Raw genomic sequence first — 21,820 nt, forward strand, 5'->3', positions numbered from 1 at the left:
TAATAAGTTGTTAAGAATATGATTAACTATTATCCAACACTCTTTAGAGGTTGTTTGAAAAGTCCTCTGGTTGGTAGTAAAACGTTTTAGATCCCCCTAAATCCCCCTTTTTAAGGGGGACTTTTAGAGACTTTGCCCCCCTTTTTAAGGGGGTTGGGGGGATCAACAAGTGCCTAAAATTACAGCCAACCACTTTTCAAACAACCTCTTAGATAAATCTATTATTTTGATTTATTGACATAGTTTAGTTTTATTATGCCAACTTAACTTTTATGAGGAGTAAAGATAAAAAACTAGTAGGGTAAGTCGTAGCTCTGGTTTTTGTAACAAAAAATTAACTACGAAAAATTAATTTATTTTAATATCATGAATAAGGTGTGTAGATTATCTGTCAATAGTGTGACACAGATTAAAATTACACTTTACAGCTTGATGTAGGGGAGGCAGTGTATTGGGGAGCCAGCACGCAAGGTCTTTTCCCCATTTTGGCAAGAGGTGTGAGACGATTTAGTGCATAGCGCAGCCTCTCGCCATATCGGCACAAAATAAAAGTTGGTCACTACAGCAAGCAAAAAATCTGAACCGAGAATTTATTGGCAATATGAAACTCAGTCTGTGCATGATTGTGAAAAATGAAGCATCAACACTGCCTAAATGTCTAAGCAGTGTCAGAAAAGTAGTAGATGAAATGGTAGTCTTGGATACAGGCTCAATCGATCGCACTCCCAATATTGCCCAACAACTCGGTGCAAAAGTCCATCATTTTAAATGGTGTAATGACTTTAGTGCTGCTCGCAATGCAGCTCTAAAATATGTCACTGGTGATTGGATTCTGGTATTAGATGCTGATGAAACTCTGAATCCAGCCATTGTACCGCAGTTACGAGAGGCGATCGCTAGAGATGAATACCTGCTGATCAACCTTGTCCGCCATGAAGTTGGTGCAGAACAATCTCCCTATTCTCTGGTTTCCAGGCTATTCCGCAATCATCCAGATATTCGCTTTGACCGTCCTTATCATGCCTTAGTGGATGATAGTGTGTCAGCAATCTTAACCAAAGAACCCCATTGGCAAGTGGGCTATTTACCAGGGGTGGCACTTTCACACGTAGGATATCAAAAAAGTGCGATCGCTCAAAATAACAAATATGCTAAAGCCGCTACGGCGATGGAAGGATTTCTCGCAACTCATCCTGATGATCCCTATGTTTGCAGTAAATTAGGGGCATTGTATGTACAAACTGGGAAAATTACCCAAGGTATGGAATTACTGAGACGAGGAATCACCGTTGTTGAAGACAACTACGATATTTTATATGAACTCCACTATCATTTAGGTATTGCCTACAATCGGTTGAAAAAATTCCCACAAGCTATTTCTCACTATCAAGCTGCCATCAAATTGCCAATTTATCCGATGCTCAAATTGGGAGCATACAACAACTTGGGCAACTTACTCAAAGCAGCAGGGGATTTCAACGGTGCAAAAACCGCTTACGCCACAACTTTGAAAATTGACCCTACTTTTGTTGTTGGACATTATAATTTGGCGATGACATTTAAGGCTTTGGGTTTATTTATAGACGCGATCGCATATTATAAAAATGCCATCGGGTTAAATCCCAACTATGCCGAAGCTTATCAAAATTTAGGCGTAGTGTTGCTCAAAGTTGGTAATCATCAAGATAGTTTAACAGCTTTTAGAAAAGCGATCGCCCTTCATGAAAGGTATAATCCCGAAGAAGCAAAGAGACTACGCCAGGGGTTACAAGAGATGGAACTGATGTAGATGTGAGGTTAAAGGGTAAAGGGTAAAGGGTAAAGGGTAAAGGGTAAAGGGTAAAGGGTAAAGGGTAAAGGGTAAAGGGTAAAGGGTAAAGGGTAAAGGGTAAAGGGTAAAGGGTAAAGGGTAAAGGGTAAAGGGTAAAGGGTAAAGGGTAAAGGGTAAAGGGTAAAGGGTAAAGGGTAAAGGGTAAAGGGTAAAGGGTAAAGATACAAACCCCTTCCCCCTTCCCCCTTCCCCTTTACCCTTCTTCATAATTCCCACTCCCCACTCCCCAATTCAATAAGCTTGTAATGAACATTTGCTGAATGCTACCTTCTACAAGGTGACACAGGATTTGGAGTGATTTTTTTTAATATGATACGTAGACACGAAGTAGCTTTTAGCTTGACATCGCTGATCAGTCTCAATTTAATATCTAGTTTAGTTGCATTTGATTCTGCGATCGCCACACCACCAAGAACCCCAGATAAAAGTGTAAATTGCGAGATTTTAGTTGTGGGTGGTGGACTTTCTGGTGTAGCCACAGCTTACGAGGGGTTGCTAGCAGGGCGAACAGTTTGCCTCACAGAAATTACTGACTGGCTGGGGGGACAAATTTCTGCTCAAGGGACATCTGCATTAGATGAACGACCAACCCAACGTTCCCAACAATTTTATTCTCGTGGTTATCTGGAATTGCGAAACCGCATTCAGCGAAAATACGGAGAACTTAATCCAGGTGATTGTTGGGTAAGTGACTCATGCTTTCTTCCCCGTGATGCTCACACCATTTTGACCCAGATGCTCAAAGATGCCGAAAAGAAAGGCAAAGGCAAGTTGCAATGGTTTCCCAACACGGTAATTAAAGATTTAGAAATCGCTGCTGATGGCAAAATAATTAATGGTGCGATCGCAATCCAACATCAACCACCAAAAGGCGCACCACCCCTCAATACTTTGACTTTATCTCAAAGCATTGAAGATGCCTATCGCTACGAAAACTCATCTCGGTTTACTAAAACTATTGTCCGTTTCATCCCCAAAGCAGCGAAAGAGAATGCTCCTAAATGGTACGTTGTAGACGCTAGCGAAACCGGGGAAATTATCGCCCTTGCTGATGTTCCCTATCGATTAGGCATTGATGCCCGTTCCTACCTAGAACCTTCTTCATCCAGCGCCAATAATGACCCTTATTGCACTCAAGGCTTTACCTACACTTTTGCAATGGAGGCAACCAAGGAAGCGCAACCGCAGACAATGCCCCCATTTTATTTACAATATGCGCCATATTTCAGCTATGAATTAGCACGACTAGCTAACTTTGATTTAGTTTTTACCTATCGTCGCATTTGGAGTCCCAACAAAGGTCAACCAGCAAAATTCGGCGGTGTAAGTTTTACTGCGGCGACACCAGGGGATATCTCAATGCAAAACTGGACTTGGGGTAACGACTATCGCCCCGGAACAGCCAAGGATAACCTAATTTACACTCGCCAACAGTTACAAGGTACTGGGCAATTACAGCCAGGGGGGTGGATGGGAGGACTGCGGACAGAAACCCTCCGCAGAGGTGAGGAAAATGCCCTATCTTACTATTACTGGTTGGTAGCCGGGACTACAGATTCTCAACTAGGGGAGGGTGTAAAGCAGCAGCGAACTAATAATCGCTTTGTTTCGGGCTTAAATTCGCCAATGGGGACAGTACATGGCTTATCGAAATATCCCTATATGCGAGAAGGACGCCGCATCATTGGCCGCCCTAGTTGGGGACAACCAGAAGGCTTTGCTATCTGGGAAATTGATATTTCTCGCCGAGATTATAATGATGAGTATTATTCAAAGACTCTACCAGCAGATATGTATCGTCGGCTACGAGCAGCAGTTGCAGGTTTGGAAGCAGTATCAGTAATTGACGGTCAAGTTACACCAGACAAAGCAATGCGACGGACTCGTTCTACTATCTTCCCCGATTCTGTGGGTATTGGTCACTACGCGATAGATTTCCATCCTTGCATGGTGAATAGTCCCCCAGAAGCCCCTGGTAACATAGAACGTCCAGGCGAAAGACGCGGTGCAGGTCTTGCTTATCCCTTCCAAATTGCTCTCAGGGCAATGATTCCCCAGAAAATCGACAATTTGCTGGTAGGTGGCAAAAGTATTGGTACTAGTCATATTGCCGCTGCTGCCTATCGGGTACATTCCTTTGAATGGTCGGCTGGCGCAGCTGCGGGGACTGTCGCTAGTTTTGCCATCAAAAATGCGATCGCACCCTACCAATTAGTCGATGACTTACCCAAACAAGAGCCACAGCTAGAAGCACTCAAACAGCTTTTACAAAAAAATGGCAACCCTACCGCTTTCCCAGATACATCTATTTTTAACCAAAACTGGGATAATTGGAAATAGATAGTCATTTGTCATTTGTCATTTGTCATTGGTTAAGGACAACGGACAACTGACAAATGACAACGGACAACTAAACAATGAACTAAACTAATTACTTATAGTGTAGTTTTGTAAAATCCTCTTGACCAATTGTTGTATGGTTATGACACTTTCAGCAGATGTTTACGGGATGGCCACAGCACCAACTGTAGCTCCTGAACGGTCTAATCAAGTTACCCGTAAGACTTATCCGAATTACAAAGTGATTGTATTAAACGATGATTTTAATACATTCCAACACGTGTCTGAATGTTTGATGAAATATATTCCGGGGATGACTGGCGATCGCGCGTGGGATCTGACGAATCAGGTACACTATGAAGGTCAAGCGATCGTCTGGGTCGGGCCCCAAGAACCTGCGGAACTCTATCATCAGCAGCTGCGCCGAGCAGGTTTGACAATGGCACCTCTAGAAGCAGCTTAATTATCATGGGCAAAACCCCCGTAGATCCTCTCGGAACGGCTTCGCAAAAAGCAAAAGCTGCCAGACTGGTTTGGAATCATTCGACACACCTTTCTGGTCTTATCCCTATTTTAGAACGTCTTTGTCAGCACGATGGTATCCAAACCGTGACACCGGGAGTGATTGGGCGGTCAAAAGGTCATTGTCCAAAAATGCAACTGCGCGTCTCAGTACCCATTCGCGGCGGCTATAAAGTCATTGCCCGGCAGGGGAAAACAGTACAAGAGGTGTTTATCCTAACGACCTTACCCCAAGATGAACTAGAAACTTCATTAGCGATCGCCATGAAATCTTAATCATCCCCCATGCCCCATGCCCCATGCCCCATGCCCAATCCCCAATAACTATTCCTCAACCCGATGTACTGCAAATTTGTGTAGCGGCAGACTAACGATGCAAGAAAAAGTTAAGAAATATGACAGAGCCGTAGTTATTTTCAAAGTCATCAGCACAGATTCCCAATTGGGTAAAACCATTTTCTCTATGCCAAAAGCTACACAGTAAACTAGCCAGTAACTAAAGCTCATTCTAAACAGAATCCGCTCTGTTTCTTCCATCTCATTTGTTTTTTGCTTACTATCCCACAGTAACACCAGTCCAATAATGCAAGCGACAAAGGAAACAGCAACTACAGATTCGTGACAAAATATATTTAACGAATGCATTTGTGTTTATTCCCACATTTTCCAGTTGAAACTCAGTCTAAAGGAATATTCCTTCCAGAAATACAAATTATTTACAAACCTCAATAGATTGAAGAGTGCTGAGTGAGAAATCTCACTTGCAACTCAGCACTCATAACTCCATTAACCTGCAAGACTAGTTGCCAAAATTGAAGCGTTTGCAACAATTGCTCCTTCATGTATAAGAAACCCTTAAGCATTTCCAAGAAATGTATAAGCAGTTGCTAGAAAGGCTTAATACTTTGCAACAATTGCTCTTTCATGTATAAGAAACCCTTAAGCATTTCCAAGAAATATATAAGCAGTTGCTAGAAAGGCTTAATACTTTGCAACAATTGCTCTTTCATGTATAAGAAACGTTTAAATAATTGCAGCAATTGTTGTAACGAACTTATGAGTTATACCATTTAACTTTAATAATGATGCAAATACCCTGGTAAGGGCATGGCACATTGGTGTCAACTTAACGTGAAACCCTTGTCAAAACGTGATATTGAGTTCTCTGGCTTCCCATCACGATCTGCGTTACCCCACCCCACCCTAACCCTCCCCTTATAAAGAGGCTACGGTGTACACACAAGTCTTAAAAACCTTGTTTGATAGGACTTTCCTCCTTTCCTCGTTCCCAGTCTCCGACTGGGAATGCATTCATTGAGTCTCTGACTCAATATCTGACTAAAGGCAGCAGCCCCTAATCAGGCATTCTGGGAACGAGATCAAACGAGATCAACGAGAAAACAATGAATGGAAAATCAAGCTTTTTTCGACTTGTGTGTACACCGTAGCCTTAATAAGGGGGGAACCGGAAAAACATCTATTCAAAGTCCCCCAATTTATCGGGAAGCCAGTGCGGTCTTCTCCCAAAGGGAGAGGCTAGCGCCAAGGCGGTTTCCCCCATGAGCAACTGGCGTGGATTTAGGGGGATCAAGATATGTGCAACTTCACATCAAATTGGTATCAGAGCAACAAACTTTAGTTTTGGAAAACAAAAAACATTACGAATTACGAATTATTAATTGCTATCCCAAATAGTTTCTAAACGCTCTTGTGCTATTTTGAGAGCTTTTTCCGGAGACTCACCTAGTAATGTCGCCTCGATAGCTCGACCAAGACTGTCAGAAAGACGGCTATATCCAGCAATAATCGGTCGAGCGCCAGCCAGAGGAATTTGTTCCATAAACACTTTTAACCAAGGTTTTTGGTTGATGAATTGCTGATAAGCGTCACTTTGTGCAGCTTTGAGATTAACTGGTAAAAACCCGGTGCCGATACTCCATTCTTTTTGGAATTCTGCACTCAAAACATATTCTAAAAACTTGAGTGCGGCTTCTTCTCTGGCTGGTGTTGTTTTCATTACATAGACATTTCCGCCACCTGTAACCGTAGCTTGACCAACATTTGCAGGTATAGGAAATGCGTCGTAATCAACTTTAGATTTAGTGATATAAGTCCAAGGGCCAGTAATTTGCATAGCAACGCGACCTGCAATAAAAGCATCTTCTTCATAACCCCGCTCTGGAGAAGAAAGCATTGCTGAACCATCTGTTAATAGCTGTTGCCAGAATTGTAAGGCTTTCAGCGCTCCAGGGTTCGTTAAATCCGGCTGCTTATTTTTTAATACTTCTCCCCCACCGCTCAATAAAAAAGGGAACCAGCTAAAAACAGTCCATTCTTGTTTTCCTAAAGGCAGTACAATTCCGTATTGTTCCGGTCGATTGTCGCCATTGCGGTCTATCGTTAATTTTTTGGCAACTTCCCTCAATTCTTCCCAAGTCTTAGGTGTTTGCGTAATTCCCGCAGCTTCAAAAAGTTTAGGTCTGTAAAAAATGCCTATATTGCTGGTATATAACGGGGCTGACCAAAGATGACCATCTAATTGCAATTCTTCAAGTAGGTTAGGGCTAATTTCTGACTTTATGGGCAATTTTTCCAACCAATCTTCTAAAGGTATAATTGCCCTTAAATCTGCCAACTGACCTGTAATTTGTGGGTAAAATGCCAGGATATCTGGAGGCGCGTTACCCACAACGGCGGTTAATATTTTTGGCAATTGGGGTTGAGCTAAAAAGACAGATTCTACCTTGATATCAGGATGAGTCTGATTAAATTTGTCTACCAGTTTTTCAAACACATCCCGATTAGCAGGGGGATTGATTGCTTGCCAAAGAGTCAAATGAATTACTCCATCATCCTTCTGTCCTATTCCCTGACAACCAGATAAAAATATAAAAAACGAACTGAGGACAATCCCTAGAAGTAACATTTGCCAAACAGAAGCAATGACCCGGCGAGAATAATGGCTGATTTGGGATGGAAAAAGGATTATCTTCATGCCAGGTATTTAGTCAGATTAAGAAATATTCTCTAAAACACTTTTGGTAATACTAGTTTCTGCTCTTGTGTAAATATAAGTTTCGGGTTCGGTTACTTTTTCGGTTCTAAATATTTTAGCCGCCCGATACCAAAAGTCTGTATCCTCTCCATAAGCAATATTATTAAATCCTTTCACCTCAAAAAATACCTGTCTTTTCCCAAAAAATGTTGGGCCTAAAACACATTCTCGGAGATTAATTTTTTTACCTGGTTGAAAATAATCTGCAACCAAAATCTCTTCTTCTGTTGCGAATCCACCTTCAATCAAATCAATTTCTGGATTAGCTTTCATATATTCAATTCGCGCATCCAGATGATTGACTTTGTAAGCATCATCACTATCCAGGAATGTTATATATTTGCCGAAAGATGCTTGAATACCAGCATTTTTCGCATACCATAGCTTCCTATTTTGATGTTTTAAATACCGGATATTTTGAAATTGTTGAAGATAAGGATTGACAATTTCAAAAGTATTATCTTGGCTGCCATCATCAACTATAATCAGTTCCCAATCTTTAAAACTTTGAGCAATAACACTATCAATGCAATTGTTTAGATATTTTGCTCGATTGTAGGTACAGAGGATAATTGATACTTCATGATTGAAATCAAAAACTACAGTTTCCATTGTTAAATCATCATCGTATTGTTAACCCAAAAATCCCATTAACAAAAGAGGGATTTTTAATTATTGAAGAGTAAATTATTAAGCTGTATTTAACATAACAAAGTTATTAACAGGTTAAAAAATCCTCTTAACTCTGTAAGTTTATAAATTCTTGTATAATATCATTATAATTATAAATTATCCGGCTAAAATCAAAGTTCTCTCGAACATATTCTAAAATTTCTTGGCGATAATATTGGTTTTTATCAATCATCTCGCTAATTGTATCGGTAACAATTTGTTGAGCTTCTGGTGTGGTGTCAGTTAAAATATTATCTGGCAAAATTCTTATGAATTCTTTGTGATGTAAATTGGCGCTAGCAGATTCGGAAACAACGATACATAAACCTGCTGCCATTGCTTCTAATACTACGAGTGGTGCAACTTCTCCTTCACTAATTAAAACTAAACAATTATACTCTGTGAGCCTGGAATAAACTTGTTCTAAACTCCATACACCTAAATGTTTTGTCGTTGTTCCTTCAACAAAATCAGGATCATCTAAAGGGCCAACAAAATCTATTCCAATCTTTCCATCTATGATTTTTGCCAGTAATTTCTGCTGCTTTCTTGGTTGAATCCAACCTAAACAAATAGCTTTATTATTCCCTTTCTTTTGAAAACTTACTTTCTGAGTATCAATACCGTTTACTTGGACTGATATGTATCCAGAATAGCCTGCTTTCAGTAAAAAATCTTTTGTTAAATGAGAAAGGGCAATTATCCCAGGTGCATTGAAATAATGTTGATATGCTTCTCTAAATTCTTCATTCCATTTATCTGTTTTAAACAAATAACCATCATGGCAGGTAAAACAATACTTCTGTTTAAGCTTCCGATTAAATTCGCTCACAAAACTGTAGGCGTGTAAATGCACAAAATCATAATTATTATTATTAATATATTCTATGACTTCGTTAACATCTTTCTCGTTTAAGATATCGGCTTGATGTCCAATTTTCTCTAAAAAATTTTTGTATTCATTTATCACAGTTAAGACAGAATGTGATAGGGGAGGTTTAGGGACATAACCCCAAGCAACAAGAGCAATTTTCATAAATAATTGAATTTTTCCTCACACTTTTAAATTTACTTTTCAGCCCAAATACAAGTTGCGACGGGATAATCTGGATGATAAGCGTCTAGTTCTTCAGATGTTAGTTCTTCTACGGCTATTCCGTGATAACTAGCTATTACAGTGGTAGGATTCCCATAGACATACAACTTCTGTTGTGAGAAGTTTCTAAACATCCAGGCGAAAGCATCAGGTAAAGGACGCCAATAATCAGCAGGAGTAGCGTGAACTCTAATCGCACTTGGCACCATCGCAAAACATTTACCACCGGGTTTTAGCCAAGTGTAAATGTTTTCCACTACCACCCAGGGAGCATAACAGTGTTCTAAGACGTTAAAAATTATCACTGAGTCAAGAGATTCTGGTTTGATAACGGATACATCGTGAGCATCCCCAACTATATCTACTCCTGGGCCTGCTTCTAAGTTGAGAATCTGATATGATGCGCCTGGATTAATTTTATAAAAATCTTTATCTTTTGGTGTTCCTCCTATTTCTAAGATATTACCCCCGATTTGGGTTTGAATTTCTTCAAGAAATTTGCTGAGATAGTATCTATCGACAGGTTTACCTCTTGTCAACCCAAAAGCCTGACAAATGGGAACTGCTTTTTTCAAATCACCCCAATCTATTGAACCTGTTGCAGGAGATAGGAAACCAAGTTTTTCTAGGTGTTCTACTAATTTACGAAAGTCTTCTATATTTTCAATAGATTCTAGGTCATCTTCTAATTTATATTTAGAAAATAATTGTGGCAGGACTTGGTAAGTTTCTCTACTTAATGAACCAAGTTCAAATTGCATTTCCTTTTCGATAAAACTCCGAAAGCCTTTACCAAAAATTGTCAGGCTGCCATCTGCTAAAAAAACGATCGCATCTTGAAGAAGTTGTTCATATTCATCTAATTCCTGAATAACCTTGTCTGCTATGGAAGCGTATTTAACTTTTTGAAAGATTTGGTAAGCATTCTCTAGTGAATGTTCGTGAACGAATATTTCTAGGATTGTCAGCCACGATTTTGATGTAACAATTTCTGCTGTTCGCTGACTCCAAGCAAAAATTGCATATAACTGTGAATCTTCTATTTTTAAGAATACGTTAGGTACATATTGTTTGGGCATACAAGTAAATCACTCAAAAAAAATTTAATAAGGAGGATGACTTAGGCATTATACAGCTATTTTAGAATCTATCTATACTGACAGTTAATAGATTATACAAAGAAGATTTTCTCTTTCTCTAGAGTAAATCTAGTACAGCTTGGTGGGGTGGATTCACATTTAGTAAAAGCCCTGCGTAGCCTGCCACCATAGGCATCGCCTTACTTTCTCCCGCGCTTAGATGTCTCTAATTACCGCAGTGCAGCATTAGGGGCGATTACTTTTTGCTGGCATTGGACTTGATCTCAGTATTAACTATTGAACCATAGTGTGTTACTGTTAATCCTGCAATTACGTAATTTAATTGGTAAAGCTAACAAAACTAGTACATAATGAATCTTTGGAGAAAAAGAAATAATGACAAAAACTAATGAAGTTGTTCCAAATATCTCATTGTCTAGTTGGGACTATATTTCACCCGATTTTGAGGTAGTTCATCCTGATTCATCTTTTCCCAATATGATTATTGGAGACCTCAATAATTGTTATTGGTCTTATTTACGTCGAGAAATTCCCCATAACTGGTATGTGGATAAAGATGAGCCATTTATAGGGTTTCTGAATCGAGATGAGACGCATATTTTATATAACACAGCACTCAAATTTGCTGGAAAAAAAGCTTTAGAAATTGGTTGTTTGCGGGGTTGGTCTGCGTGTCATCTGGCATTAGGTGGGGTGGAATTAGATGTAATTGATCCGGCTTTAGCTAGAGAAGATGTTTATGAAAATGTAAGTACTTCTTTACGCCTTGCTGGTGTTATCGACTCAGTTAATTTAGTAGCCGGTTATAGCCCACAAAAGGTAGAGGAGTTAGCTAAACAATTACAACGCAAGTGGTCATTGATTTTCATTGATGGCGACCATGAAGCACAGGCTCCACTCAATGATACGATTGTTTGTGAACCATTGGCAGAGGACGATGCTTTAATTTTGTTCCATGATTTAACTTCCCCTGATGTAGCACAAGGTTTAGACTACTTAAAGGAAAAAGGTTGGAACACAATCATTTACCAAACTATGCAAATTATGGGCGCTGCTTGGCGTGGGAATGTTGAGCCAGTAAAACATCAACCAGATCCGAAAGTTAATTGGAATTTACCAAAGCATTTGGAAGATTATTCTGTGAGTGGATTATGACTGTTTAACTAGTAGTCTGTCAAATTCATTTTGACGGTTAGAGAGACGCGATAAATCGCCGTCTCTACAGAGAATTTATCCATCAATTATCTAATAATGTGGATGCGCGATCGCTAATATTCCCGCATCCCCATCTAAAGTTACCTCTACACCCACTGGTAAGGCTGCGTTGGGACTATCGTGGCCAAAAGGCAAATCAGAAACAATCGGAATCCCCAAATCACCCAAGCGATCGCGCAATACTTCTTCTACACTAAAACTAGGCACTGTTGGCGGCGCTTCACAGCGAGTAAAACCCCCCAAAGCAATACCGCAGACTTTAGACAAAGCACCACTCAAGCGCCATTGCGTCAGCATCCTGTCGATGCGATAAGGTGCTTCTGTAACATCCTCGAAGGCCAGAATTACACCATCCAGATGTGGCAAGATTGGCGTACCCAAAAGGTGAGTAGCCACAGTGAGATTACCTGGTAACAAAGTACCATTAACCACACCACCACCCCAACCGCAACCTTTGAGAGGGGTGAAAGAACCACCTTCTACCCAATCTAATAATCGCTGAATTGACCAATCTGACTCATCTGCTAAAGTTGTCATGACAGGGCCGTGAACGCCTGAAATTCCTGCTGTATAAAGGCTCCATAATAAAGCTGTGATATCAGAAAAGCCTATAAGCCACTTGGGAGGCGCTGAGTTTAACCAATTCCAATTTTCTAAAATACGGGTGCTGCCAAAACCGCCTCTGGCACAAAGGATACCACGACAATCAGGATCTTGCCATGCTGCCGCTAATTGTTGACGGCGGGTTTCGTCTGTCCCAGCTAGATAACCCCATTTATCATCTATCTGGGGACTGATTTCTAGTTTATAGCCGCGCGATCGCCAAATTTCTATACTCCGTTCAAATGCCTCAAATTCTCGCAAAGCACCACTAGGCGCAATTACTCGCAGTAAGTCTCCAGGTTTCAGGGGCGGTGGTAAGATTTTGGCTGGCATGAAAAAAGTTAGGGGTAAAAAGTTTTAAACGTATTGGGCGACTAGAAGTCGCTACTACACAAGCAAAGTCCACCTCCGTGGACTAATAAATCAAGAGTTTGCTCTGCGGAGGCAGGTTTCGTCTGTGTAGGCGCGACTTCTAGTCCATTGGTGTCAACTTAAGCTAGAAATAGCTTCGCTGCGGGCTTCATAACCCGCCAGAGAATTCATTCTCTGGCTCATAGCTAAAGTCTACTTCAGTAGACTGAATATTTTTGGGGATATCTAGTCATCTGAAGATGACTTTCGCTATGATTCTTGGAACTGAAGTTCCTTGCGAGACATCGTTTTTGCGTTAAGTTGACACCAAAGCTTTTAGTCGCCCACGCAAGTATTAACAACGCTGCAACTGTGTTAACAACACAACAACTTCATCAATCGCCTGTCGCACAACACTTGCAGGTTGTTCCGATTGATTCACGATAATACTAAAAACTAACGGTTCATACTTCGGCGCATTCATATATCCAGATAGAGAAATTGCACCCGTTAACGTACCTGTTTTTGCTTGCACAATGCCCTCAGCAGGTGTACCTTGAAAGCGGCCCTTCAGAGTTCCACTTTTACCCGCCACTGGTAAAGAGGCGCGATACAGATATGCTGTTGGTGTTCTTGCTATTCCTCGCAAAGTTTGTACTAAAGCTTCTGGTGTCACTAAGTTACGCCGTGATAAACCCGAACCATCGACTAAAATATAATTTGCTGGATCAACTCCCAATTGAGTTAAACTCGCTTTGACAACTTCTAAGCCGACATCAGCGCTAGTCTGAGTTTTCACTCTGAGTTTTTTCACAGCTAATGCTCTCAGCAATGCTTCAGCATAAAGATTATTACTATTTAGATTTGTCTCTGCTAATAACTCAGCTAAAGGTGGCGACTCTACAAATGCTATTTCCTCTTGATTAACACCACCATTTAGTAATAATGTTTGTCCCAAGGTAATTTTTTCTGCTGCCAAAGCAGTACGGAAGCGCCGTAAGAAGTAATAATTAGGATCAACTACAGGCAAATCTATTAAAGACGGTTCTGAATTTGTTGTTAGTTGTCCTTGAATTCGTAATATTGTTCCTGATAATTCGCGGGTAACATTGATGTAGCTTGGTTGATTTTGGGCAACGGTTACTGACTGATTCATTATTCGCCACTGTCTCGCTTCGCCAGCATCAGTCCATACGACTTGTAAAGATTTACCTACAGCCTGCGGTATAAGTTTTAAGCTAAAAATATTTTGATTCAGAATAAAGCTGTTGACTGGTGCGCCATAGTCTGACTGCACATCTTCCCATTGCCAGGTGGGGTTAACAATATCACCTTGAATATAACTATCATCAGCTATCAATTGCTGAATTTGAGTAATACCTTTCTGTTTTAGCTGCTGTGCTAATTTTTGCAGTTCAGCATCACTTAAACTAGGATCTCCCCTACCGACAACACGTAAAACACCATTGCCATTCTGATAAACAGAGGTGCGAATCCGAAAATTAGCACCCAATTGCTGCAATGCTGCTGCTGTTGTCAGCAATTTGAGGTTAGACGCGGGAGTAAAATATTTCTGAGCATCTCGACTGTAAAGAGTTTGCCCGGTTGACAGGGGTTGTACCAAAATTCCCCAGCGCACCCGACTAAATAAGGGACGATTGATTACAGCATCGATAGCTGTTCCCAGTTGGGTAGAGCAAATTGATTTTGTGGTAATTGTTGGTGCAACTGGAGTTTGTGCTTTCGCAATAGAACTAAATCCTATCTGGCTAGTCAAAAATATTAACAAAACACCTAGTGGTTGATTTAAAGTCTTAAGTCTCACCAATTTTCCTTATCCCAAAGATAGATATTTTGACTTTGCCAAAGACTTCTTTCCGGAGAGAGAAGTAATTGCTCAGTAAAGTTACTTAACTAGTATAGGGAAGATGTTCACATGTTTCATACGTGGGCGATTGCACAAACATAATTTATGGGACTACAAAATAGAAACCTAAGTCAACCTGCATATACAGAAATACGAAATCGAGGCAATGGTGTGAGTACATTTTTATCTGGTGTAGCTGTATTACTCTCTACTTTGGCTTTAGGATGTAGTGGCTATGTAGCTTATGAAGTTTTCACGTTGCGGCAGACACTAAATGCTACTAATACAGTCAGTAGTACCATTCCTACTCAAGTGCCAAGTCCTACAGCTACAGCTACAACTTCTCCACAAGCAACAGTCTCACCATCCCCAGTCAGTGCTACAACTTCAGCAATTAGCCCTGGTCAATTTGTGCAGCCTGCTTTTGGCAAAAAGGCAGAAGTTGAGTTACTTTCAGCAAAACGAATTAAAGATCCAGAAACCGGAAACCGTGATGTGGTGAATGTGCAAATGCGAATTCGTCGCCTTGCCACAGATGGAGTTGTTGGTGGTGATATTATATCGGTTGCTAGTACAACAGCCCGCAATCCTGAGACTAGCGTAACTTACAAAGGAGTTGCTCTTAATCGCTCAACAGGAAGCGTTTCTTTGTTTCAAGTACGCCCACAAGCCTCCGCAGATGCTTATATCTGGCTAAGAGTTCCCGATGGTGTTAATAACTTGGACATTTTTGTGCCAGATACAGCCGCATTTAAAAATGTACCAATTTCTAATTAGTCCTCTATCGGAGAATACGGTTTAGAAGACGCGATAAATTTAGACGCGATAAATCGCGTCTCTACAATAAGGGTTTTGTTGCTCATTCTGAACTGTATTGCTCTATCAGATTAATTTTGATAATGTGCAAAATTCCCAACTTCTTCATGAAGAAGTTGGGAATCTGAACAACTTAACTCAAACAAAATTATTTAATCCTCTAAATTAGCAACCCCAAATTAATGATGGTAGATGATCGAGGTTGCAATTCAAAAAAGATTACTCCTCTTCTTCCTCTCCGAACACTGCGTCTATAAGTTCTTGTGCGCGTTCGTCTGAAATATTTAAGGCTTCTTGAAGTTCAGAGATATAATCTTGTTCAGCTTCGGGTACTTCTTCGTCAATTCCCACAACTAAGATAGCTGTGATGTATGCAGCTTCACGATAACCTCTATTGGGTAAGGATTCGATGGATTGGGCAATTAAATCTTCTGGTTCTTCTTCTTCAATCAAGCTAACGACTTTTTCGGTCAATTCTTCAAAGTCTTCTTCAGAATAATCTTCAAATAAGTCAACCCGACCGAGAAATTCACTTAAAGCATATTCTTCTGTGGAAGAAATACCTTCACCATCGGCTGCTGCGGAAAACAACCCAAGGATTGCGATCGCAACTTCTGGTTCTAGAGCAACTGAACTAACACTACGGCCTTTGGGCAACTTGCGTTTAGACATAATTATCCTCTAAAAGTTACGTGATATTTCAGGAAGTCATACCTTATGGGTCTGTAATTCTTCCTCGATTTATGATTCCCAAAAGAATGCAGAAATATACATTGGGATGAATAAAAATTCAGCAGACTGAAACCTTTGATATGTATAGTTTTGAAGAAGGATAAATTAGCACTTGATGCTGCATCACAGCGATCGCTTCTTCTATTAAATGCGTAATTTGATACTCAAACTGGGTATTACAAATAAGTACTTTAGATAAAATAGGTTTTTAAAGATGATTTTAAGTTTCAGAAATATCAGTGTTGTGTGTGCCGTATTTTTGTCAGTCAGCGTTAGCAGCTTTCACAAGTCAGCCATAGCTACTATCAACAACCAGTCACAACTGATAGCACAGCAGAGTCAAACCCAGCTACACCCAGTTTTTAAATCTATTCTGCCTAAATTAAAGCAAAAGACTCAGATTAAGATTTTATTGCCAAAGTTTATTCCTGAGTCGGATGGGGAAAATCCAATTTACGCAATTATAGAAGCTGCAACACCAAAGAAGTACGATATTTTACTGGGTTTCAGTCCTGACTGTACGGGTGGAACTGCCTGTCGTTTGGGCGTGCTTTCTGCTGAAGCAGTAACGCGCAAAACACCACGCCTGACTGGTAAACGTGTATCCTTAGCTAAGGGTATTACTGGCTATTTTGTGGATTTTACTTGTGGTGCTAATTGCTCAGATGCTACCTTGACTTGGAGACAACAGGGTGTGCAATATGTTGTTGGGCTAAAAGCAGGCGATCGCACTTCTTTAGTAAAAATGGCTAATTCTGCGATTAATCCCTAGCTAACATCAGAATTTGATTGTACTTCCCAGCGAAACAGCCGTGGCAATTGAGATACATCTATGGCGTAGTTAACAATCCACAGTACTAATTCAAAAACCAATAAATATCGTACCCACTGCAACTCGCTTGTAGAATCCAAAAGTGTCAAACCCTCATATAACTGCCAGAAGCGGTAAGGCAAGTATATATAAGGAACCATCACCCACACCACATTTTGCAACTGCCTAAGCGTTACTCTTTCAGAAATGATTTGCAACCCTAATACGATAAAATACCAACCAAGCACAGTTAACACACTGCGATCGCCCCACAATACACCCCACAATAGCATGACTACTAAAGGCAGCAATCCTCCTAGCAGTTGCACTGAGCCAAACCAGATTTTATACCAACCGGGAAATGGTAAAGGTAGAGTGTAGGGCTTGGTGTTTTTCCATCCCCAGTTAACAATCACAATAAAAAGTGTGGCAATTACGAAAAAGAGGAGATTTTCTAGGAGCAGATAGAGGTTGATGTTTAAGGAAGTCATGAGGGTATATAGGAATCCGGTTTGATTTCTGAAATCACTTGCGTAGGTAGGCAATAGGCAATAGGCAATAGGCAATAGGATTTCAGAAGATTAAGGTGTACCGAATTTTTTTCAGAAATCAAATATGAGTCCTATATATAGCAATCCTATTTGAGTTAATGAAAATTATCATAGACGCGCAGCGTCTTGTCGGATGCTACCTCCAAACCTCCCAGAGGAGAAACAGAAAAGTTCAAAAATCAAAAAATCATTTAGGACTACTGTTATCTAAATATCTAAATTCCTGCCTTCTGCCTCCTGTCTTCTTCAACGACCTAACCAAGTCTTGATGATGTCAAGAAGACTGGAACCACCCCAAACCAGTGCTACTAGTATGGAAGTAGTTAAAACTGCCCCCATCACACACATAACTAGACCACCCAAGCTGATAGCACCATCATCTTCCGATAAGCCAAAGCTAGTTACAAAAATTCCCATTGCTGGCAGGGTATTAGTTCCTGGAATGGGAATCATCATGGAAATTCCCATCAAGGCGATCGCTATTCCAATGGTCACTCTACCTGGTAAAGTAGTACAGATATAGCTCAAACGAGGACGAGCGATCGCTTCAATTCTTTTTAACCAAGGAATTCCTGCCTTCAAAAACCCCTGAACTGTTGTGAGTTGCATAGGATGATTCATCATCCTCTCAGGTAGCCAGGGAATTTTTGCACCGGCAATTAGCTGTATCGCTAATAGAAAAATTAGGATGCCGAAAGGAGTTGAGTATCCCGGTGCTGGAACTGGCAAAGCGGAAGGTAGAGACAAAATAACTAGCAAAAATCCAAAAACTCTTTCTTTTGCTAACAGTAAAATCTCTGCCAATGTTACCTTTGAGGGTCGTTCTTCATCGAAAAAATAGCGTTGTAATTCGTTAGACAGTTTAGCCATAGATTACCAATATTCCGCAAAATTAAGTAAATAAATATACCAATTCACATACCAGAGTTCAGCAAAGACAATTGCTCATACTCCAAAGTAGCCAAGTGATTTCATTAGTTCTGGTAAATCCAGATGCATAGAACTTCTTACCTTTCAACAGTAGATCCACAACATCTTAACGTTTAGCAATTTTCCTGAATAAAAAGTAATATTAAATTTACATAAAGTTATTGTGTAATCTTGGGAAACGTAGTGACAGGTGGTAGGTTTTGAGTTAGGGGTGCAAGATGCAAAGATATTTGAAAGTACTAAGACTATTTTGGGGTGCTGCGATCGCAGCTGAGTTGGAATATCGGATTAATTTTTTCATAGCTACCCTCAGCAGCTTGGGAAATCTTGCGGGTAGCCTCTTTGGACTATTCTTGTTTTATCGCACTGGCTATACTTTTAGTGGCTGGTCATGGGAAGCAGCTTTAGTAGTTCTAGGAATTTTTACCTTACTGCAAGGATTTTCTGCTACTTTTCTGGCGTCGAACTTAAATCGCATTGTCCGCCATGTCCAGGAAGGCACTTTGGACTTTATATTATTAAAACCTATCCGCAGTCAGTTTTGGCTTTCCACCCATACCCTCTCACCTTGGGGAATGCCCGATCTAGTTTTTGGTAGTATTATTATTGGCTACGCAGGTCAACGCCTAGGTGTAGGAATAGACGGCTATTTACTGGGTGTGCTGCCGTTATTGTTCAGCTTGGTGATTTTGTATAGCCTGTGGTTTATGCTGGGAGCGACAAGTATTTGGTTCGTCAAAATATACAACGTTACTGAAGTGTTGCGTGGTTTATTGGATGCTGGAAGATATCCCATTGCCGCATATCCCACGGCTTACCGCTTTTTCTTCACCTTTGTAATTCCAGTAGCTTTTTTAACAACTGTACCAGCCCAAGCATTGTTGGGTCGGAGTGAAATTAGCTGGTTGATAGGTGCGGTAATATTAGCAGTAGCGCTGTTTTTTGCTTCTACTTGGTTTTGGCGGTTTGCGTTGCGGTTTTATACTAGCGCTTCGAGTTAACGAGAGATGAAAAATAATCAAATTCCTCCTGGAAGCTTTGGTATACCTGTATTAGGTGAAACACTTTCCTTTGTTTTCGACCGTGATTTTGCTAAAAAGCGCTATCACCAGTATGGGCCTATCTTCAAAACTCATCTTCTTGGCAGACCAACTGTGGTAATGGCAGGGCCGGAAGCATTAGAGTTCGTTTTGTCAAGCCATATCGAGAATTTTTCTTGGCGGGAAGGATGGCCTAATAATTTCAAGACATTACTGGGTGAATCACTTTTTCTGCAAGATGGAGAGGAACATCGTAGAAACCGCCGCTTGATGATGCCGGCGTTGCATGGCCCAGCATTGGCAAATTATGTCTCCACAATGGAAGATATCACACGTAGTTATCTCCAAAAGTGGGAGAAAAAACAGGAGTTTACTTGGTTTCAAGAGTTTAAACAGCTGACATTTGATATTGCTAGTCAATTGTTGCTGGGTACGCGTCCTGGCCCTGAAGGTGTGCGCCTCAGCCAGTTGTTTGCAGCCATGACAAATGGACTGTTTGCGATTAATCCGTTGCCCTTACCATTTACGACATTTGGTAAAGCTATAGCAGCGCGTAATGAAATTTTAGAACATCTAACTCAAGTTGTCAGAGAACGTCAGCAAAACCCAACTCAAGACGCTCTGAGTTTATTAGTGCAAGCCCAAGACGAAGAAGGTAACCGGATGAGTGAAAAAGAACTCATCGCCCAGTCGTTATTATTACTCTTCGCTGGACATGAAACAACTACTTCAATGCTGACTTGGTTGTGTGTAGAGTTAGCCCGTCATCCAGAAGTTCTCGAAAAAGCAAGAGTTGAACAATTGCAACTTGCAAGTAAAGGTGAGTTGGATTTAGAACAATTGGGCAAAATGCCCTATTTAGAGCAGGTTTTGTGGGAAGTCGAAAGATTGCATCAACCAGTCGGAGGTGGGTTTCGTGGTGTAATTAAAGACTTTGAGTTTAAAGGCTATCACGTACCGGCTGGTTGGCAGTTATTATATTCAATTATGATCACTCACAGCCTAAAAGAAATTTACCTTGAACCAGAGCGTTTTGATCCAGATCGTTTCAGTCCCCAGCGCCAAGAACATAAAAAATATCCTTTTAGTTTAGTTGGTTTCGGTGGTGGGCCGCGCATCTGTATTGGTATAGCCTTTGCCAAAATGGAAATGAAGATTATTGCTGCCCACCTTCTACGCGATTATCATTGGGAGATATTACCCAATCAAAGTTTAGAAACAGTGTTAGTTCCTAGCAATCGCCCTAAAGATGGGTTACGGGTTAGATTTCAACCTCGGTGAAATGTTTTATGGCATCCCAAATAGACATACACTTGCCTAACAGAGTTTTAGAACGTTTGCAAAATGCGAAAGATTTTGTGGGTGGAAGCGTTAACTCTCTAAGTAACTCAGCACAACAAGCTGGAGAATCTTTGAAGGCAACAGCAACTACAACGACCGATAAAGCAATTAATACAGTTACAACAAGCTTAGAGCAAACTTGGCAAACTGCTGATAAATTTAAAAGTACAACATCGGGAGCAGTTAAAGATGTAATGGCATCTTCTGTAAGTGATTGGCTGACACAACACCCGATATTTTTTCGGTTAGTTCAAATACTAGGTTGGGCGACTAATCACCCAATTATTAGTATAGTGATTTTGGTGTTTGCGATCGCTCTTATTTGGAGCATCATCAAAGCAATTGTCCGGTTGATTGAAACAGCTAGTTGGTCAATACTCCAAGTTCCGTTAAAATTGCTTCAGGCTTTGATTAAAGTTAGCTTTCTATCTTTAACTAAAATTGGCAATTTTGCTGTTCAACAAATTACAGCGACTAAAACAACCGATAATCTACCAGCTTTGTTACCTGAAAGTTTTCAACCAAATAAACAACAGCGATTAGCAGAAATTTCTAGTCGCTTAGAAGCAATTCAAAAGGAACAGCATGAGCTTTTACAAGAAGCAGCAGACTTGATTGCTTCTGACACAATTGATATAGACAATACAAAATTTATAATCGCGAATTCCGAACAAGAAAGTGGAGAAATTAAACCCGTTTCAATACTACTCGGTTAAGCATTTTGAACCCAAGCTTTGGTTTTGGGAAAGGGTTAAAGGGTAAGGGTTAAAGGTTTTTAATTTCCCTTTCCCCCCGCCCCTTATCCCCAGAGGGGGCCCCACCTTCCCCTTTCCCCCTTAACCGACAAGTATTGAAACCCGTTTATACTCCTATAGAGAAACAAGCTACATCCGCCAGTCACATTCCAATTCAATTCTGAATTCTGACTCCTGACTCCTGAATTCTGT

The 21,820-nt window shown here is 40.5% G+C and carries 20 protein-coding genes; 10 read left to right on the plus strand and 10 right to left on the minus strand.

Annotation, left to right across the window (positions count from 1 at the left end; genetic code table 11):
* Positions 1 to 601: 601 nt before the first annotated feature.
* The 4 genes from ACWATR_RS29005 (at position 602) to ACWATR_RS29020 (ending at position 4,969) form a co-directional block, all read left to right on the plus strand.
* On the plus strand, positions 602 to 1,789 hold the full coding sequence (locus ACWATR_RS29005; RefSeq protein WP_460339691.1) for a glycosyltransferase: 1,188 nt from the start codon (positions 602 to 604) through the stop codon (positions 1,787 to 1,789).
* A 351-nt stretch (positions 1,790 to 2,140) separates the two neighbouring features.
* The gene (locus tag ACWATR_RS29010) at positions 2,141 to 4,171 is read left to right on the plus strand and encodes an FAD-dependent oxidoreductase (RefSeq protein ID WP_460339693.1); all 2,031 of its coding nucleotides are present in this window, start codon (positions 2,141 to 2,143) and stop codon (positions 4,169 to 4,171) included.
* 136 nt (positions 4,172 to 4,307) lie between these two features.
* Positions 4,308 to 4,634, plus strand: a complete 327-nt coding sequence (clpS, locus tag ACWATR_RS29015; RefSeq protein ID WP_069073336.1) for an ATP-dependent Clp protease adapter ClpS — start codon at positions 4,308 to 4,310, stop codon at positions 4,632 to 4,634.
* Between the two features lie 5 nt (positions 4,635 to 4,639).
* Positions 4,640 to 4,969 carry a DUF2103 domain-containing protein gene (locus ACWATR_RS29020; RefSeq protein WP_181930608.1) on the plus strand — a complete coding sequence of 110 codons (330 nt, stop codon included), beginning with the start codon at positions 4,640 to 4,642 and terminating at the stop codon, positions 4,967 to 4,969.
* 48 nt (positions 4,970 to 5,017) lie between these two features.
* Here the strand turns inward: ACWATR_RS29020 and ACWATR_RS29025 are convergent, their stop codons facing one another.
* The 5 genes from ACWATR_RS29025 to ACWATR_RS29045 all read right to left on the minus strand — a co-directional run bounded on the left by ACWATR_RS29025 (position 5,018) and on the right by ACWATR_RS29045 (position 10,595).
* Entirely contained in the window at positions 5,018 to 5,338 is a 321-nt protein-coding gene (locus ACWATR_RS29025; protein ID WP_460339696.1) for a hypothetical protein, read from the minus strand.
* 1,030 nt (positions 5,339 to 6,368) lie between these two features.
* Complete coding sequence (locus ACWATR_RS29030; protein WP_460339698.1) at positions 6,369 to 7,688, minus strand: ABC transporter substrate-binding protein; 1,320 nt, start codon at positions 7,686 to 7,688, stop codon at positions 6,369 to 6,371.
* An 18-nt stretch (positions 7,689 to 7,706) separates the two neighbouring features.
* On the minus strand, positions 7,707 to 8,360 hold the full coding sequence (locus ACWATR_RS29035) for a glycosyltransferase family 2 protein (RefSeq protein ID WP_460339700.1): 654 nt from the start codon (positions 8,358 to 8,360) through the stop codon (positions 7,707 to 7,709).
* Between the two features lie 127 nt (positions 8,361 to 8,487).
* Positions 8,488 to 9,456: a glycosyltransferase gene (locus ACWATR_RS29040; RefSeq protein WP_460339702.1), complete on the minus strand. Its 969-nt coding sequence runs from the start codon at positions 9,454 to 9,456 to the stop codon at positions 8,488 to 8,490.
* A 32-nt stretch (positions 9,457 to 9,488) separates the two neighbouring features.
* Positions 9,489 to 10,595: a class I SAM-dependent methyltransferase gene (locus ACWATR_RS29045; RefSeq protein WP_460339704.1), complete on the minus strand. Its 1,107-nt coding sequence runs from the start codon at positions 10,593 to 10,595 to the stop codon at positions 9,489 to 9,491.
* A gap of 396 nt (positions 10,596 to 10,991) precedes the next feature.
* Between ACWATR_RS29045 and ACWATR_RS29050 the strand changes: the two genes are divergently transcribed.
* The gene (locus tag ACWATR_RS29050) at positions 10,992 to 11,771 is read left to right on the plus strand and encodes a class I SAM-dependent methyltransferase (protein ID WP_460339706.1); all 780 of its coding nucleotides are present in this window, start codon (positions 10,992 to 10,994) and stop codon (positions 11,769 to 11,771) included.
* 90 nt (positions 11,772 to 11,861) lie between these two features.
* Here ACWATR_RS29050 and ACWATR_RS29055 read toward each other — a convergent pair whose 3' ends face one another.
* Both ACWATR_RS29055 and dacB read right to left on the minus strand, forming a co-directional pair.
* Positions 11,862 to 12,767 carry a S66 peptidase family protein gene (locus ACWATR_RS29055; RefSeq protein ID WP_460339708.1) on the minus strand — a complete coding sequence of 302 codons (906 nt, stop codon included), beginning with the start codon at positions 12,765 to 12,767 and terminating at the stop codon, positions 11,862 to 11,864.
* Between the two features lie 373 nt (positions 12,768 to 13,140).
* Positions 13,141 to 14,610: a D-alanyl-D-alanine carboxypeptidase/D-alanyl-D-alanine endopeptidase gene (dacB, locus tag ACWATR_RS29060; RefSeq protein ID WP_460339710.1), complete on the minus strand. Its 1,470-nt coding sequence runs from the start codon at positions 14,608 to 14,610 to the stop codon at positions 13,141 to 13,143.
* Between the two features lie 213 nt (positions 14,611 to 14,823).
* Between dacB and ACWATR_RS29065 the strand changes: the two genes are divergently transcribed.
* On the plus strand, positions 14,824 to 15,429 hold the full coding sequence (locus ACWATR_RS29065; protein ID WP_460340751.1) for a hypothetical protein: 606 nt from the start codon (positions 14,824 to 14,826) through the stop codon (positions 15,427 to 15,429).
* 258 nt (positions 15,430 to 15,687) lie between these two features.
* On the opposite strand, the gene ACWATR_RS29070 is transcribed toward ACWATR_RS29065, so the two are convergent.
* Complete coding sequence (locus tag ACWATR_RS29070; RefSeq protein WP_460339712.1) at positions 15,688 to 16,140, minus strand: tellurite resistance TerB family protein; 453 nt, start codon at positions 16,138 to 16,140, stop codon at positions 15,688 to 15,690.
* Between the two features lie 274 nt (positions 16,141 to 16,414).
* Here ACWATR_RS29070 and ACWATR_RS29075 point away from each other — a divergent pair, with 274 nt between their 5' ends.
* The gene (locus ACWATR_RS29075) at positions 16,415 to 16,972 is read left to right on the plus strand and encodes a hypothetical protein (protein WP_460339714.1); all 558 of its coding nucleotides are present in this window, start codon (positions 16,415 to 16,417) and stop codon (positions 16,970 to 16,972) included.
* On the opposite strand, the gene ACWATR_RS29080 is transcribed toward ACWATR_RS29075, so the two are convergent.
* A complete protein-coding gene (locus tag ACWATR_RS29080; RefSeq protein WP_460339716.1) occupies positions 16,969 to 17,502 on the minus strand; it encodes a hypothetical protein in 534 nt (177 codons plus the stop codon). The genes ACWATR_RS29075 and ACWATR_RS29080 overlap by 4 nt on opposite strands.
* 306 nt (positions 17,503 to 17,808) lie before the next feature.
* Positions 17,809 to 18,432, minus strand: coding sequence for an exopolysaccharide biosynthesis protein (locus ACWATR_RS29085; RefSeq protein WP_460339718.1), 624 nt, complete (start codon positions 18,430 to 18,432; stop codon positions 17,809 to 17,811).
* A 278-nt stretch (positions 18,433 to 18,710) separates the two neighbouring features.
* Here ACWATR_RS29085 and ACWATR_RS29090 point away from each other — a divergent pair, with 278 nt between their 5' ends.
* From ACWATR_RS29090 to ACWATR_RS29100, 3 genes are read left to right on the plus strand one after another with little or no spacing between them, the layout of a single operon-like run.
* Positions 18,711 to 19,493 (plus strand): ABC transporter permease, encoded by a 783-nt coding sequence (locus ACWATR_RS29090; RefSeq protein WP_460339720.1) that lies wholly within the window; start codon positions 18,711 to 18,713, stop codon positions 19,491 to 19,493.
* A 6-nt stretch (positions 19,494 to 19,499) separates the two neighbouring features.
* Complete coding sequence (locus ACWATR_RS29095; protein WP_460339722.1) at positions 19,500 to 20,813, plus strand: cytochrome P450; 1,314 nt, start codon at positions 19,500 to 19,502, stop codon at positions 20,811 to 20,813.
* Positions 20,814 to 20,821: 8 nt separating this feature from the next.
* Positions 20,822 to 21,589, plus strand: coding sequence for a hypothetical protein (locus ACWATR_RS29100; protein WP_460339724.1), 768 nt, complete (start codon positions 20,822 to 20,824; stop codon positions 21,587 to 21,589).
* Positions 21,590 to 21,820: the final 231 nt, after the last annotated feature.

This window comes from Nostoc sp. UIC 10890, from assembly GCF_054786515.1.